The sequence below is a fragment of the Cardiobacterium hominis genome (assembly GCF_900637305.1).
GTDB classification, from domain to species: Bacteria; Pseudomonadota; Gammaproteobacteria; order Cardiobacteriales; family Cardiobacteriaceae; genus Cardiobacterium; species Cardiobacterium hominis.
This window is the reverse complement of the sequence record NZ_LR134365.1, coordinates 175,131-190,440: the sequence shown is the minus strand read 5'-3', so window position 1 is coordinate 190,440 and position 15,310 is coordinate 175,131. Positions and strand designations below refer to the sequence as shown.

At 59.0% G+C, this 15,310-nt stretch carries 12 protein-coding genes; 7 read left to right on the top strand and 5 right to left on the bottom strand.

The window, feature by feature from the left end; translation table 11 throughout:
* Window positions 1-86: 86 nt before the first annotated feature.
* The gene (locus tag EL199_RS00835; RefSeq protein ID WP_004141260.1) at window positions 87-638 is read left to right on the top strand and encodes a dihydrofolate reductase family protein; all 552 of its coding nucleotides are present in this window, start codon (window positions 87-89) and stop codon (window positions 636-638) included.
* 110 nt (window positions 639-748) lie between these two features.
* Window positions 749-1,927 carry an O-succinylhomoserine sulfhydrylase gene (locus EL199_RS00830; protein ID WP_004141263.1) on the top strand — a complete coding sequence of 393 codons (1,179 nt, stop codon included), beginning with the start codon at window positions 749-751 and terminating at the stop codon, window positions 1,925-1,927.
* Between the two features lie 398 nt (window positions 1,928-2,325).
* On the opposite strand, the gene EL199_RS00825 is transcribed toward EL199_RS00830, so the two are convergent.
* A complete protein-coding gene (locus EL199_RS00825; protein WP_004141264.1) occupies window positions 2,326-4,776 on the bottom strand; it encodes a PEP/pyruvate-binding domain-containing protein in 2,451 nt (816 codons plus the stop codon).
* 320 nt (window positions 4,777-5,096) lie between these two features.
* On the opposite strand from EL199_RS00825, the gene EL199_RS00820 reads away from it, so the two are divergent.
* Complete coding sequence (locus EL199_RS00820; RefSeq protein WP_004141266.1) at window positions 5,097-7,106, top strand: transferrin-binding protein-like solute binding protein; 2,010 nt, start codon at window positions 5,097-5,099, stop codon at window positions 7,104-7,106.
* 359 nt (window positions 7,107-7,465) lie between these two features.
* Window positions 7,466-8,050: a hypothetical protein gene (locus EL199_RS00815; protein ID WP_126315945.1), complete on the top strand. Its 585-nt coding sequence runs from the start codon at window positions 7,466-7,468 to the stop codon at window positions 8,048-8,050.
* Window positions 8,051-8,312: 262 nt separating this feature from the next.
* On the opposite strand, the gene glyS is transcribed toward EL199_RS00815, so the two are convergent.
* From glyS to EL199_RS00800, 3 genes are all read right to left on the bottom strand, one after another.
* The gene (gene glyS, locus EL199_RS00810) at window positions 8,313-10,382 is read right to left on the bottom strand and encodes a glycine--tRNA ligase subunit beta (RefSeq protein WP_004141269.1); all 2,070 of its coding nucleotides are present in this window, start codon (window positions 10,380-10,382) and stop codon (window positions 8,313-8,315) included.
* Window positions 10,379-11,284: a glycine--tRNA ligase subunit alpha gene (gene glyQ / locus EL199_RS00805; RefSeq protein WP_040355401.1), complete on the bottom strand. Its 906-nt coding sequence runs from the start codon at window positions 11,282-11,284 to the stop codon at window positions 10,379-10,381. The genes glyS and glyQ overlap by 4 nt, the downstream gene beginning before the upstream one ends.
* A gap of 186 nt (window positions 11,285-11,470) precedes the next feature.
* Window positions 11,471-12,376 (bottom strand): mevalonate kinase family protein, encoded by a 906-nt coding sequence (locus EL199_RS00800; protein ID WP_004141271.1) that lies wholly within the window; start codon window positions 12,374-12,376, stop codon window positions 11,471-11,473.
* Between the two features lie 123 nt (window positions 12,377-12,499).
* Between EL199_RS00800 and EL199_RS00795 the strand changes: the two genes are divergently transcribed.
* From EL199_RS00795 to EL199_RS00785, 3 genes are all read left to right on the top strand, one after another.
* Complete coding sequence (locus tag EL199_RS00795) at window positions 12,500-12,799, top strand: PepSY domain-containing protein (protein ID WP_004141272.1); 300 nt, start codon at window positions 12,500-12,502, stop codon at window positions 12,797-12,799.
* A gap of 139 nt (window positions 12,800-12,938) precedes the next feature.
* Complete coding sequence (locus EL199_RS00790; protein ID WP_126315944.1) at window positions 12,939-13,688, top strand: carbohydrate-binding family 9-like protein; 750 nt, start codon at window positions 12,939-12,941, stop codon at window positions 13,686-13,688.
* Between the two features lie 306 nt (window positions 13,689-13,994).
* On the top strand, window positions 13,995-14,420 hold the full coding sequence (locus tag EL199_RS00785; RefSeq protein WP_126315943.1) for a hypothetical protein: 426 nt from the start codon (window positions 13,995-13,997) through the stop codon (window positions 14,418-14,420).
* Window positions 14,421-14,466: 46 nt separating this feature from the next.
* Here EL199_RS00785 and EL199_RS00780 read toward each other — a convergent pair whose 3' ends face one another.
* Entirely contained in the window at window positions 14,467-15,306 is an 840-nt protein-coding gene (locus EL199_RS00780; protein WP_004141275.1) for a lipoprotein GNA1870, read from the bottom strand.
* Window positions 15,307-15,310: the final 4 nt, after the last annotated feature.

The following is a 15,310-nucleotide window of genomic DNA, read 5'->3' as shown; positions in this document are numbered from 1 at the left end:
CTGTGGGGGAGGGCTGGGGTGGGGGCAGCATTTGAACTGCTTCCAATCCATTTACATACACCCCTAGTCGCTACGAGGAGGAGATTATGGCTGTAACAAAGCATCCGAAGACGATTGCTTATCTGGGCATGAGTTTAGACGGCTATATTGCCGATACAGCAGAAGGAATGACCTGGCTGGAAGAAGTCAAAGGTCAAGGAGACAATGGCTATGGTGCTTTTTATGACAGTATTTCCAGTGTAGTCATGGGAAGAAGGACTTATGATTGGCTTATCAAGCAGGACTTAGAGACCTTTCCCTATCAGGATAAAGACTGTTATCTCTTGAGCAGTCAGCCTGTTGAGCTGGAAAAGAGTGTCCGCCTTGCCTCGTCTGCTCGCCTGCTACTTGCAAATTTGAAAGAAAATTCCAAGCAAGATATTTGGATTGTTGGCGGAGGTCTGCTCATCTCAAAGCTGATTCAAGAGGGATTATTGGATTGTCTGCAAGTGATGATTGCTCCTTTTCTTCTAGGAGACGGAGTTCCCTTGTTTACAGCGCTTGATTGTCCTTATCGACTGAAATTAACGGACTGTCGCAGACATGGTCAATTTGTTGAATTGTTTTACCAAATAAGGAGCCATTCTATCCGAGAATAGGAAATATAGACTATGTATTATGGAGAGAGTGGAGCGCTACTTTACCTACACTTATGTTTACCCGTATGTAAACACCAACCTGATTGAACATTCCTAAAGGAGACACAACCATGAGCCACAAAAAAACCTTCGCCACCCGCGCCATTCGCGGCAGCCACTACCGCAGCCAGTACCGCGAACACTCGCCGGCGCTGCACCTCACCTCCTCCTTCACCTTTGAAAGCGCCGCCCAAGCCGCCGACATCTTTGCCGAACGCGAACAGGCCTTCCAATACAGCCGCTTTGGCAACCCCACCGTGCAGGCCTTTGAAGACCGCATGGCTGACCTCGAAGGCGGCGCGCGCGGCACCGCGACCTCAACCGGCATGAGCGCCGTCCTGACGCTTGCCCTCGCCACCTTGGAAGCGGGCGACCACGTCGTCTGCGCGCGCAACTGCTTCGGCTCCATCCTGAACCTCTTTAGCAAAACCCTGGCCAAACTCGGCATCGAAACCACGCTGGTCGAACTCACCGACCTTGACGACTGGCGTGCGGCAATGCGTCCGAATACCCGCCTGCTCTTCCTTGAAAGCCCGTCCAACCCGCTGCTTGCCATCGGCGACATCGCCGCCATTGCCGACATCGCCCACGCCGGCGGCGCCAAACTGGCGGTCGATAACTGCTTCGCCACCTCCGTCCTGCAACGCCCGCTTGAACTCGGCGCGGACTACAGCGTGCACTCGGCCACCAAATACCTTGACGGCCAGGGGCGGGCGCTGGGCGGCATCATCATCAGCAAAGCCGAAGAAGACGGCACCGCGCTCTACCAACTGATGCGCGGCATCGGCACCGGCCTCGGCGCCTTTGAAGCCTGGCTCTACCTGAAAAGCCTGGAAACCCTCGCCCTGCGCGTGCGCGCGCACAGCGAAAATGCGCTGCATGTCGCGCGCTGGCTGGAAGCACAACCCGCTGTCGCCCGCGTGTACTACCCCGGCCTCGAAAGCCACCCGCAACACGCGCTTGCCGCGAGACAAATGCACGGCGGCTTCGGCGGCATGGTCAGCTTTGACGTAAAAGGCGGCAAAGACGCGGCCTGGCACCTCATCGACCACTGCGACTGGCTCAGCAACACCGGCAACCTCGGTGACACCCGCACCATCATCACCCATCCGGACAGCACCACGCACAGCCGCGTCGATGCGGCAGAAAAAGCGCGCATCGGCCTCGGCGACGGCGCCATCCGCCTCTCCGTCGGCCTCGAAGACGCGGATGACATCTGCGCCGCCCTCGCCCAAGGCCTGAAAAACTGACAGCAAAAAGGCGGGGTCTCCCGCCTTTTTCCCGTCCTGCTATCGCGTCTGAAAAAACAGCAGCGGGATGCTCACCACCTCACGAAACGCCGCCCCTGTTGGCGGCTTTTTTCTGCGGGCGGTATGCAAAACAAATGGTAAACAGCCTTTATATAGCCATCCCCCGCCCGCTGCGGGCTTCGCCCTGCGGGGGAGGAGGTGGGCGATGTTGTTGATGAATCGAAATTCCGGTTTTTCAATTGATTGCTGCCCTCACCCCAACCCCTATCCCAGAGGGACAAGCATTGCTCGCGTAGCGAGAGAGGGGCTCGTTCGTCGAATTGCCAACAGCCCCTAACTTCACCTACGAGCCATACATTCAGCATTTACACATTCTGCGTAAGGGATACCGCCGCACTTCAGTCCAGCAGCACCACGCTGCCCGCGCCGCCGTCAATGCGCACGCGCTGGCCGTTTTGCAGGCGGTGGCAGGCATCCCGGATGCCCATCACTGCCGGGATGCCCAGCTCGCGCGCGGTAACCGCGCCGTGCGACAGCGGCCCGCCGCTTTCGGTGATGACGCCTTTGGCGTGGTAGAACAGCGGTGTCCACGCCGGGTTGGTGGTGCGGGCGACGAGTATCGCGCCCTGCGGGAAGTCGGCGAACTGCGCCGGGTCGGTGATGATGTACACCGCGCCTTCGACGACGCCGGGGCTGCCGCCGAGGCCTTGCCAGCCGTCGCTTGCGGTCACGGCGGGGGCGTCCGTGCCGTACACCCAGTCCGGGGCGCGCTGTTGCGCCGCCTGGTAGGTGGCTTTTTCGCGTTCGGCGGTCGCGCGGATGGCGCGGTAGTCGTCGTTTGCTATCGCCTGCGCCAGTACGTCTGGCGGCAGGAAGAAGACGTCCATCGGGGTGTCCAGCGCGCCGAGGTTTACCAGCCGCTTGCCGATTTCGCGCGCAGCGCGGCGGAAGGGGATGGTGAGGCGGGTGGTTTGGTAGTGCTCAATGTCGTCAAGCGCGGTGTAGCTGCGCGCAAGGCGGACGAGCTCTTGCAGGAAGAAGCGCCATTCCGCCGGTGCGCGCTGCAGGAGCGCCCGTTCGCTTTCGTACATCGCGCTTTTTTTCTGCCAGTAGTGTTCGTCGCGCGCGACGTCGTCCTGCGTCGCCATCATCTGGATTTGGGTGAAGACGGTCTGCGGCGCTTCCAGCCAGGTCGGGTGGTAGGCGTCGAAATCCACTTCGCGGTGGCCGTGCAGCGCGAGGAATTCGGTAAACGCTGCGGCAAGCGCGGGCGCGCTTTTGAGTGCCTCATCGAGCGCAGCGGCGTCGTGATAGCGTGCGGTGATGAGCGCAGGCCAGGCGCGCAGTTGGCGCGAGAGTTGCCACATCGCCTGGTTGACCGCGCCGGTTTTGGTCTCAACCACGCTGATGAGGCGGTCGAAGGTTTCTTGCGCGCTCGCCGCATCGAGCAGGTTCAGGATGTGGCGCAGCACGCGGTAGAGCAGGGTTTGCGTGAGCGAGATGGCAATGTTGGGCAGGAAGTAGCGCGTGCCGAGGGTGTTGATGTCCTGCAGGATGCGCCAGCAGTCGGCCAGCGTTTTATCGCGGTAGTCGAGCGCGTTGTAGCGGCCGATTTCCAGCAGGTAGTGGTCGAGTTCGTTCAGCCAGCGCGTCGGCAGTTCGCTGATCCAGGTGTAGCGCCACAGGCCGCCCGCTTCGATGAAGGCGGTGAGGCTCGCCGCATCGCGCAAGGGGGCAAACGGCAGGCGGCCGGCGTAGATGTCCACCGCGTTCTGGTTGCCGTAAACGTAGCCGTCTTTCAGCGCGAACCATTTGTCGTGGAAGGGCGGCAATCCCATGAGATTGAAGGAATAGTTCAGCGATTCGTGAAAGCCTGCCTCGCACAGCTGCCAGGTGAGTGGGGTAACGGGGTTGGGGAAGCGCTCCGCCGATTCGTCGCGCGTCCAGCGTGGCGCGAAGCGGGTAATCGGCCGCGATTGCAGCAGGTAGAGCGCGCCGTCGCTGTACGCCCATTCGATGTCCTGCGGGAAGCCGAAATGCGCTTCTGCCTGCCGCGCCAGCGCGGCGATGGCCGCCGCCTGCGTCGAGTCAATGGCGGGCTGGTTTTGCTGCGCCGCACCGATGGCGACGGTACCGGCGCGCACCAGCGCCTGCGGTTTGGTCGCAATCTGCTGCATGGTGAGCGCGCCCGCGCGATCGACGCGGAACTCATCGACCGGCGATTCGCCGGCGACGACCGTCTCACCGAGGCCAAAGGCGGCGTTAATCAGTACGTTACCCAAATCGCCGCGCACCGGATCGACGGAGAAGGCCACGCCTGCCGCCTCATGCGCCTTGACGTCCACCATCTGCTGGATGACCACCGCCATCGCCGCGCTGTTGTGGGCGACGCCGAGGCGCTCGCGGTAGGGCAGTACCTCGGCATTCCACAGGCTGAGCCAGCATTGCTTGACCGCCGCCAGCAAGGCATCCGCGCCATGCACGTTGAGCAGGGTGTCGTGCAGCCCGGCAAAGGCGGCGCCGGGCAGGTCTTCGGCGCTGCCGGAGGAGCGCACCGCGTAGTCGTGCGGCGGCAGGGCGGCAAGCGCGGTGGCAAGGTCGTCAGGTAACGGCTGCTGTTGCAAATATTCCACCACGGCGGCGCTTTTCGCCTGCGGCGTGTCGTGCGCGGCAAGGCGGGCGGCGATTTCGTCGCGGTGCGGCGCCATCCAGGCGCGGTAGGCATCGGTCGGCAGGATGACGCCTTCCGGCACGGGCAGTCCGGCTTGCGTCGCACGGGCAAGGCCAAAGCCTTTGCCGCCAACGCGGGCGACGTCCAGGGTTTCGGGAGCGGTGAAGGAGAGGAGCATGGGTTTCCTTATAAAGTATGAGAGGACGCATCATAACTTACGTAGCGCCTCATCGGACACCGGACACGGCACGATAAATCGAGATGTTGCGCCTATAGCCGGGCTGTATCAACAACACAACAGTACGATGGTGTTCATGACACGGTAAAACCATTTGAAAAACCGACTGAAAAAATACTGCGACCGCCCGCTGTTTCAAAAAAACTACAAAAAACCCAAAAAAAACTTGCAACGCAGGGGGGGTTTGGCTAAGATGCCCCCTAGCCAAGTTGTGGCTATGGAAATTTTCTTTCAACTTAAGTTAAGAAGGTACATTCAATATGAAACTGACTAACCTTTCACTGGCAATCATGGTAGCGGTTGGTGTCGCTGCTTGTGGTGGTAGCGGCGATGACAACAGCAACAAACCTGCTGATCCGCCGAAAAACAACAACCAAGGCCAAACCGACAACAAGCAGCCGACTCCTCCTGCTGCTGATGCGCAAGTCGTTGACCCGACCGGCACTCAAGTAGTAGATGACAAAGACCTGACCAAACAAAATACTGTTGGTACCCTGCAATACGTTCGTCGTGAAGACTCTCAATACGACCGCGTTAACAACCCGACCAAGCCGGCTTCAGCTTCTCCGCTCCTCGGTGTAACCCTGAACGACCAAAACCCGAAACTCACTAACATCGTTTTGGCGCGTCAAGACATTACCCGTACTGATGGTACTGCGGTAAAAGCACAGTTCACTGGTAGCGACAACCCGTTGCCGCTTGCACCGAACGGCGACGTTATCAAAGACTCTGTTAACGGCCAAGACAGCCTGCAAGCTGAAAACTTCAAAAACGTTGACGTTTTGGCAGGTGGTTACGAAGTAGCCACAACCAACACAGACACAAGCCACGTTAATAGCGCTAATAACACCGATGACAAAGGTAAAATTAGCCGTACTGCACAAACTGCTGGTTTCCAATACGCTACGGTAGATACAAACGGTAAGCGTAACGCGGCCGCAGCAATCGCAGCAGTAACAGCCGCAAATAATAACTTGAGTAATTCAGATGCTGCTGAAGTTACGGCTATTATTGATCCTGCAAAATGGAATGATGGCACCAAAAACATCACTGGCAGAGACAAAGATGGTAAAGACCTCTATCTTTACAGAGGAACTACCGCTTCTCCGGGCGGAGCTGTACCGGGTAAAACTACAGTTACTCGTACCTTCTCTGAAAGCAAAAACGAGCGTTATGGTAAAGGCCTCGTTTGGTGGACCACTCAGGAAACTGCTTTCGAAAACCAATTCACCCGTACTGGTGGTGTAGGTGGAGAAGCAGATGCACCCTCGGCTCCGGCTGATATGAAGAACAGCGCAGCTGCAACCAACGGTCTCGTCCGTATCGGTGGTGGCCTCTCTACTTTGGGTCAAGAACTCAATTGGAACAAAGAAGAGAACAAGTGGGAAGATCACCACAATACCTCTACCCGTATCTTCGGTAACTACCACTTGGCTTATGCTGACCTGACTGGTAAAAACCCGGGCGTAAAACCGGTTACCCTGAACAGCTTCAAAGGTGGAAAATCCTTCATCGCTGAATACGAAACTGGTAAAGAAACCAAAGCTACCCAATACAGCTTGGGCGCAGTGCCGCTGACTCTGAACCACGTTCAGTACGGTCGTGTAACCACCAACCTGGATATCGACGAAGGTCTGGCTGGTTACCCGGATGGCTTCATTCGTAGCCCGTACAGAAACAAAAATGATAACGCTGCTGTAGATAACTACTTCTACCGTGGTACCGACGCTACTACCATCGAGCAAATGGCTGCCCTGCCGAGCGACCAAACTGTTACCTATAACGGTCACGCTTTGATGTACGGTATTGACAACAGCTACCACGGTGGCGGCGCGCGTAACCTGCCGAACGCCTTCGCCGGTGCAACCGACGGTCTGGGTCTGGGTAACTTCGTTGAAGCCCAAGCCAACTTCGGTACCAAACGCCTGATCGGTAAAGTCTATAACGAATGGTTGCTTGATGCTTCCAAAGCTACCACCACTCGTGACAACGTTGTACAGTTCCAAGGCGCTATCACCGGTAACACCGTGGTTGGTACCGCTGACCGTACCTACATCGCTGGTGACGACAACGCTACCTTCAAGGCTTCCTTCTTCGGTGAAAAAGCAGAAGAGCTTGGCGGTTCCTTCAACTCAGTCAAAGACGCTGACAAATACGGCGCTGCCTACGGTGCTGATGACTGGGGTGGTGTATTCGGTGCCAGCAAAGGTGCAGCTACCAGCAACACCTTCCAAGGTGACGATGGCGCTAACAACTACGGTTCACTGTAATAGCCACAACACTCCCGACTGCTTCGGCAGAACGGAAAACCTTAAAAACGGTCACGCAAGTGGCCGTTTTTTATTGCTTACACATTTGCAGCACGAATTTTGGCAGTACTAGGGGCTGTTTGCATTTCAGCGGATAAGCTCCTCTCCCACCGGGAGAGGAGCGGACGGCGCTGTCACACATTGATATTCCTGTTGCCAAAATCATTAAATCCCCTTTCCAAAGCCTTTCTCGCGTTCCGCGGGCGCATTGTGTATTTCAAGGGCAAAAGGCTTTATGCTGACAGTATTTTTATAAAGCGTCGCTAGGCATCGCTATCTTTTTATTCTTGGGGGTGTGGCTCATCATCACCCTGCTTTGTATGTTTTTAGGCTGGTTCTTGGGACGGCGCTTGCCGTTTTCCTGGGGCAAATGGTTTGGTCTCTTTCTCGGATTCATGCTGCCCACGGGGTATTACCTCGTATCTTGGACTGCGGAATATTTCATGATGCAAGCGCGGGTAAGCGAATTATGCAAGACGCAGGGCGGTACCAAAAGCTATATCAGCCCGGAAGCCTATCGGCAAATGATTGGTGAATCGGAATGGCAGCATCTTTATGCCATGAACCAATCCATTTATGCGGGGGATAAGGAAAGCCATCTGCAATTTGCAGACAAAGCCTATACGCCCGTCGCGCAAAGAACGCCGCGTATTCGCGCGTTCCAGTTCCGCCAAGAGATAGAGGGCATTCATGAAACGGATATGCTCTATTACGATGACATCAGTCAGCAGGCGCTTTTTCAGACGGTTACTTTTGACACGGTCGTGCCGCCTTTTCTTTATTATGCTGGTGGTTTGAAGTTCTGGCTGAATGATATTAGGGATTGTGCTATTGATACGCTTCCTGAAGATGAAAGGCATTTTGTCGCGCATTATGCAAATTCGGATGCGAAAAAGGAGAATTAGATTTTTCTGGTTATTGATGATTGGGGGCTATTTGCCATTTGGTTTTATAGCGATGCTTATAAGGCCTCATACAAGGCGCGCCGCTAAAAATAACGCCATAGGGTGCGCCTCGGCGCACCGCCGCGAAAACATTGGTTTCGTATCAATGGTGCGTCAAGGCGCACCCTATAATTCCCAGTCACGAAACACCGTCTGAGGCTTTAAGAGGATTGCTATAAGCAAAAAACGCCGCAGATGCGGCGTTTTTCTTTTTTTGCAATGCTCACTCGCTCAAAAGCGACAAGTCGGCGATTTGGTCAAAGCCGCGTTGTAGGGTGGTGAGCAGGGCGAGGCGGTTTTGTTGTAGCGCCGGGTCGTCGCTCATCACCATCACGTCGGTGAAGAAGGCGTCTAAAGGCGCGCCGAGGGTCGCCAGTTGTTCCAGCGCGGCGCGGTAGTCGCCGGCGACGAGGGCTTGTTCGAAGGCAGGCTGTTTGTCCTGCCACGCTTGCCACAGCGCCTGTTCGGCAGGCTCTTGCAGCAGGGCGGTTTGCACTGCGCCGTCGCGTTCGCCGTTCTTTTTCAGGATGTTGCGGATGCGTTTGGCACTCGCCAGCAGGCTGGTGGCGCTTGGGCTGCCAGCGAAAGCGTCCAGCGCGCGGATGCGGCGCTCGATATCAACCAAGTCATCGCTGCCGAGCGCCAGTACCGCCTGGCAGGTTTCGCTGCGGATGCCTTGTTCGCGGTAGTGGCTGTCGAGGCGCTCCAAGATGTATTCGCGCACGGCGGCGACGTGTATTGGCGCGCCCAGCGCGGCGTCGTACTGCGCGGCGCTTTTGTCGAGCCATGCGGCGAGCGGCAGCGCCAATTCGTTCTCCGTTATCAGGCGGATGAGGCTGATGGCCATGCGGCGCAGCGCGTAGGGGTCTTTGCTACCGGTCGGTTTGGCGCCGATGGCGAAGCCGCCGACGAGGGTGTCGAGTTTTTCGGCGATGGCGAGCGCGAGGCCGGTGCGGGTTTGCGGCAGGGCGCCGCCCGCGCCGCGCGGTTGGTATTGTTCGTCGAGTGCGGCGGCGATGTCGGCGGCGTAGCCTTCGGCAGCGGCGTAGTAGCGCCCCATCAGGCCTTGCAGTTCGGGGAATTCCATCACCATTTCGGTGAGGAGATCGCTTTTGCTGATGTGCGCGGCGGTGGCGACGTTGTCCGCGTCCGCGCCGCAGACGGGCGCGAGGGCGCGGCCAAGGGCTTCGAGGCGGCGGGTTTTGGCGGCAACCGAGCCGAGTTTTTCTTGGTAAACGACGTGTTCGAGGCGCGGCAGGTAGTCGGCGAGTTTGTGTTTGAGGTCTTGTTGCCAGAAGAATTCGGCGTCGGCGAAGCGCGGGCGGATGACTTTTTCGTTGCCTTTGCGCACGGCAGCTTCATCGGCGGATTCGAGGTTGGCGACGGCGATGAAGTGCGGGCGGATTTTGCCGTCCGCACCGACGACGGCGAAGGTTTTTTGGTTGTCCTGCATGGTGGTGATGAGGACTTCTTGCGGCACGGCGAGGTAGCGCTCGTCGAAGCTGCCGGCGATGGCAACCGGCCATTCGGTGAGGCTCGCCACTTCCGCGAGCAGCGCGGGCGGGATGACGGCAACGCCACCGAGCGCCGCCGCTTTCGCCTCGACTTGCGCGCGGATGCTTTCCATGCGCGCGGCGTGGCTGGAGATGATGTGTGCGCCGCGCAGGTCGGCTTCGTAGCTGGTGGCGCTGGCGATGGCGACGGCTTGCGGGTGGTGCACGCGGTGGCCGAGGGTTTCGCGTCCGGCCTGGACGCCGAAGTATGCGAGCGGCAGTACGCGGTCATCGGCGAGCGCGACAAGGCTCAACACCGGGCGGACGAAGCTCTGTTCGTGGTCGCCCCAGCGCATCCGCTTGGCAATCGGCAGGTTGTCGCAGACGTGGCGGAACAGTTCGGGCAGGAGTGCTTCCAGCGGTTGGCCGGGCTGTTCGCCGTAATACATCAGCCATTTGCCTTTGGGCGTGTCTTCGACGGCAAGGGCGGCGACGTCCACGCCGCAGGAGGCGGCAAAGCCCAGCGCGGCCTTGCTCCAGTTGCCGTCTTTATCTTTGGCGGCGGCGAGTGCCGGGCCTTTGCGTTCGATTTTTTGGTCGCTCTGGCGGGTGGCGAGGTCGCGGATGCGCCAGGCGAGGCGGCGCGGCGTGGCGAGCGCTTCGATGTCGCCATGCGTGAGGCCAGCGTTTGCGAGCGCCTGCGCCCAGAGGTCGCGTCCGGCGTCGGCAAGGGTGGTAACGGCTTTGGTCGGCAGTTCTTCGACGCCGATTTCAATCAACAGGGTGGTGGTGGCGCTCATGCGGTTTCTCCTTTTTGACAGAGCGGGAAGCCCAGCGCTTCACGGCTTTGGTACCAGGCGACGGCGGCGGCTTTGGAGAGGGCGCGCACGCGCAGGATGTAGCGCTGGCGCTCGGTGACGGAGATGGCGCGGCGGGCGTCTAGCAGGTTGAAGGTGTGCGAGGCTTTCAGCGCCTGTTCGTAGGCGGGCAGCGGCAGCCCGGCTTCTGCCAGTTGCAGCGCCATTTTTTCGGCGGATTCGAACTGGGCAAAGAGGCTGTCCACGTCGGCATGCTCAAAGTTGTAGGCGGACTGCTCGCGCTCGTTTTGCTGGTGCACGTCGCCGTAGCGAACGACGCCCTGCGGCGTGGTCGTCCAGACGAGGTCATAGACGCTATCGACGTCTTGCAGATACATGGCGATGCGCTCCAAGCCGTAGGTGAGCTCGCCCATCACCGGCTTGCATTCCAGCCCGCCTGCCTGCTGGAAGTAGGTGAATTGCGAGATTTCCATGCCGTTCACCCACACTTCCCAGCCCAGCCCCCAGGCGCCGAGGGTCGGCGATTCCCAGTTGTCCTCGACAAAGCGCATGTCGTGTACCGCAGGATCTATGCCGATGGCGCGCATCGATTCCAAGTACAAATCCTGAAAGCGCGGCGGCGAGGGTTTCATAACGACCTGAAACTGGTAGTAACGTTGCAGGCGGTTGGGGTTGTCGCCGTATCTGCCGTCGGTGGGGCGGCGCGACGGCTGCACGTAAGCGGCATTCCACGGCTCCGGGCCGACCGCCTGAAGGAAAGTCGCGGTATGAAACGTCCCCGCGCCCACTTCCATATCATAGGGTTGCAAAACGACACAGCCCTGCTGCGCCCAAAAGCGTTGCAGGGTAAAAATCATGTCCTGGAAATTCAGTGCTTCAGCCATAAGGGTGTCCGGTTTGAGAAAGGGCGGCATTGTAGCGCCGCGCCGGGGCGCGTGCCAGACGGACAAGGCTGATGCGCTTAAGATAGCGGCCTGATTTTTACCAAGGTTCCGCCATGCCACTTCAATTCTTCGGCGCGGGCGGTCGTGAGCAGCAATCGTGAATAAGCACCCTCACCGCGGGGCGGTTTATATAAAGCGCACGCCGGTTTTTGCAATGACCACCGCCTGATGTTGCGGCGGGGGTTGGTCGGCAAGGGCCAGGATGCAGTCGCCCAGGCCGCTGCCGCTGATTTTCACTGCGTGTGCCTGCGGGCGGGCGGCGGCGAGGTGTTCTGCCTGGGTATGGTCGCAGACGCCGAGCGCGGTCATGTGTTCTTGGTACTGGTTGAGTTCGTGGTAGAAATCCGCCCAGTCGCCGCGTTCGGCGGCGGCGATGCTGCGTGCGCTGCTCGCGCCCATGCGGTCGTAGAGGTCGCGGTAGTATTCGGGGTCAACGGTGGCGCTGGCGGCGATGCGCGCCAATACTTCGGCGGTCGGGGTTTTATAGCCAGCGTAGCGCAGGCTGAGGCCGCTCGGCGGTGCGGGGAGCGGGGTGATGACGGTAAAGGGGCGGTTTTGGTAGGCGATGATGCCGCCCGCGAGCGAGGCGGCGAGGTCGGCGCCGCTGCCGCGTTGTTGTACGGTAAGGATGGTGCGGTAGGCAGCGCGGTGCAGGGCGAGCAGGTCGGGATTTTGGCCGCGCAGGCGGTAGAGCAATGCGGTAATGGCAGCGGTGACGGCGGCGGAGGAGCCGAGGCCGAGCGTGGGGTCGATGTCGCTGTCGATGGCGATATCGAGGCCGCTGGCGGGCGGGTTCTGCCGCAGCGCGGCGATGAGAAAGCGCAACTGGGGATGGTCGGCGAGGGTGGCGAGGTCGGTGTGATGCGCGGCCAGCGCGCTTTCGATATGGATTTCGCGGTCGGCGCGGGTGCTGACGCGGATGCGGATACGTTGCTCAATGGCGCAGACGATGGCGGGCGCACCATAGACGACGGCGTGTTCGCCGGTAATCATGATGCTGCCGGGGGCGGAGGCGGTGAGGGTTTTGGTCATGGTTTGCTCCTTGCTGAAGTTGGGCGAATTGTAGCTAATCGGGCGCTAATTTTCCCCGCCTAGAATGCGCCGCACCGGAAGGGTTGGCCGACCGGAACTTTTTATCTGAACGGAGTAAATCATATGAACAAAATCCTGCCTTTCGCCGCCCTCGCCGCTGCTTTCGCCCTCGCTACCGCTCCGGCGCGTGCCGATGATGATCAGTGGTACTACGAGCAACACCGCAATGATTTCATCACTTTCGACAAAGCGGCTGAAGCAGCCAGCCAGGCCGTCGCCGGTACGGTAACCGACGTAGATTTCGAGCACGACTGGAACGGCGATCATTTTGAAGTGGACGTGCGCGGCAAGGACGGTAACAAATATGAAATCGTCATTGACGCGAAAAGCGGCAAAGTGCTGTCCCAGCGTATTGACGACTGATACTGCCGTCATTTTCCTGTTTCGTCTTGTCCTTGTTTTGGAGCGCTTTGGCGCTCCTTTTTTATGCGCCTCCGCCCGGAAGCACGGCGGTTTTTGGCGCTATAATCGGCACTCCTTCATCAAAACGGGAGTCTTAACTATGTTCTGCAAAATAGCCTCTGCTGCCGCGCTGGCGGGTTGCGTTGCGGGTGCCGTTGCCGCGCCGCATACGCCGGTCATCAGCCCGAACTTCGGCATGGCGCAGTACGATGTGGTCAAGCGTGACGGCGCGCTGTCGCTCGATGGCAAGGTCGATGAGGCGGTGTGGGCGGATGTGCCGGCGATTTCCGGCGCGTTTCATTTTCCGTGGATGACGCAGGAAGCGCCGCGCACCGTCTTTAAGGGCTTTAGCGACGGTCAGGATTTTTATTTCTCCTTCGTCGTCCGCGACAAACAGGTGCTGGCGGCGGAGCAATGGCAGGATGAAAGCACGGTTGACGGCGAAGACCGGGTCGAACTTTTCTTCGCGGGCGCGCCGGTGGATCGCCCCGGTGAGGAGGGCATGGAGCGCTATTACGCGATTGAAGTCGATCCGAAAGGGCGGGTGCATGATTATTCCATCGCCTATTACCGCCAGTTTGACGGCGACTGGTCGCTCGCCGGGCTGGAAACGAAAGCGGCGCTAACCGACGACGGCTACAGCGTCGAGGGCAAAATCCCGCTGAAAACGCTGCAAGAACTGCATCTGCTGCGCGACGGCCTGATGCGTACCGGCGTTTTCCGCGCCGAGTTTTCGCCGTCCAGCGGCACCGAACCGCGCATGGAGTGGATTTCCTGGGTCAATCCGAACACGCCGCAGCCGGATTTCCATGTGGACAGCGCCTTTGGCGTCTTCCGCTTCCTGCCGTAAGGCGCAAAGCAGTCAAACCGGGCGCAAAGCCCGGTTTTTTTGTGCGAGCGCCCATTTTTCACACGCAAAACACGTCGCTCTCAACCATTTTTGTCATCTTCCTGCACAAAAAGGTTCATCAAAATCACGCAAAACCACATCTTGCAGAATCAATCCAGCGACAACCATGCGGCTAAACAGACTTTTTCCCTGACAACATTACGATTCTCTTAAAACTCCATGATGGCAAGGCGGTTGCTAAATGAAGCAGCTTCCGGTCGTCCCTTCGCGGCCGCATACAAAAACCGCTACATAAACAAAGAGAAAATGCACAACCCCATCACCCTTATTGTGAAAGACCGCCGTGGCAACACGCTCGATCTTTTCGATCTCATCCCCGCTGCGGCGCCGCGCCATATTGACGCGGTGCCGGGCGCGTACTATCAGTTCTGCGATGATACGACCGGCATTGCGCCGCCGAACCTGCACGCCGCCCGCTACGGTGACGCGCTGCACGTCTCCTTTGGCGGCACGACCGCGCTCGTCATCGAGCAGTATTTCAGCCGTGGACAGGGCGCGCTTATCGGCGTGCAGGAAAACGGCGGCATGCAGCGTTACCCGCTCCATCTCGCGGCGGAAGTTGCGGATGCGCCAGCGCCTGAGCCCGAACCGCCGCCGCAATACAGTACGCACATGAGCGCCGTCGCCCCGCTGCATGAAGATGACACGCTACGCACGCTGGGGCTGTGGTAGCCCAAAAAAATCCCGCCATTGGCGGGATTTTTTTTGCACGCGGGCGTTATTTGGCAATTTCGCCGCGGGTGCCGTGGAGGCTCAGCTCATTATCCCCCTCAATATCCGCCCAGCCGACGATTTCTTCGGCATTCGGCCCGGCAATACCGAGTGTATAACTGCCGGATGCCTTGCTGCCGTCCAGGGTGCGGCGGCCTTCAATGCCGTAGGCGGGCATCGTGCCGAACTCGCTATGGTCTGCGGTGAAATGGGTAATGGGCGCGTCATGCAGTGTCATGCGTCCCAGCCCGCTTGAGGCGCTGATTTCGCCCGAACCGCGGCGTGCGCCAAAATCAATGGTGTAGCGCAGGGTGGCATCGTGCGCCGGATTGGCATCAAAGGCACGGCCACTGTAGGTTGCTTTGCCAGCGCTGGGCAGGTTTTGCGTCGGGTTGAAATAGGGCAAGCCGGATTCAGCGACTTCCAAGCGGCTGAGCACGCCGCCGGACGGGGGGTTAATGGCGAAGATACCGGAATGGAAGCCCTGATAGGAGCGAACGGTGACGTTTTCCGTAGTGCCGCGGCCATTTTTGCTGTTCATCGTCATTTGCGCGGGAAATTCGGCAAATCCGCTCGGCACAGAGGCGGTATTGACGGTCACGCCTTTGCCGAACTGGCTGTTGACGAAGGTGTTGCCGTTACGTGCCAGGGTGTAGCCGCTGAAATCGCTCCATGCGTCGTCGTTATCGGGTTCGGTTGCAGTGTCCGGAATGAAATAAGTTTTGCCAGAGGCGCTACCGCCGGGCACCTGTGGTTTGTCTGTTTGCGGGCTGTTGTCGCCGCCACCGCCGCCGCAGGCAGTAAGAAGTGAAAGCGTGGCGAGTGTCGCCAGAAGTTGCGTTTTCATGTTT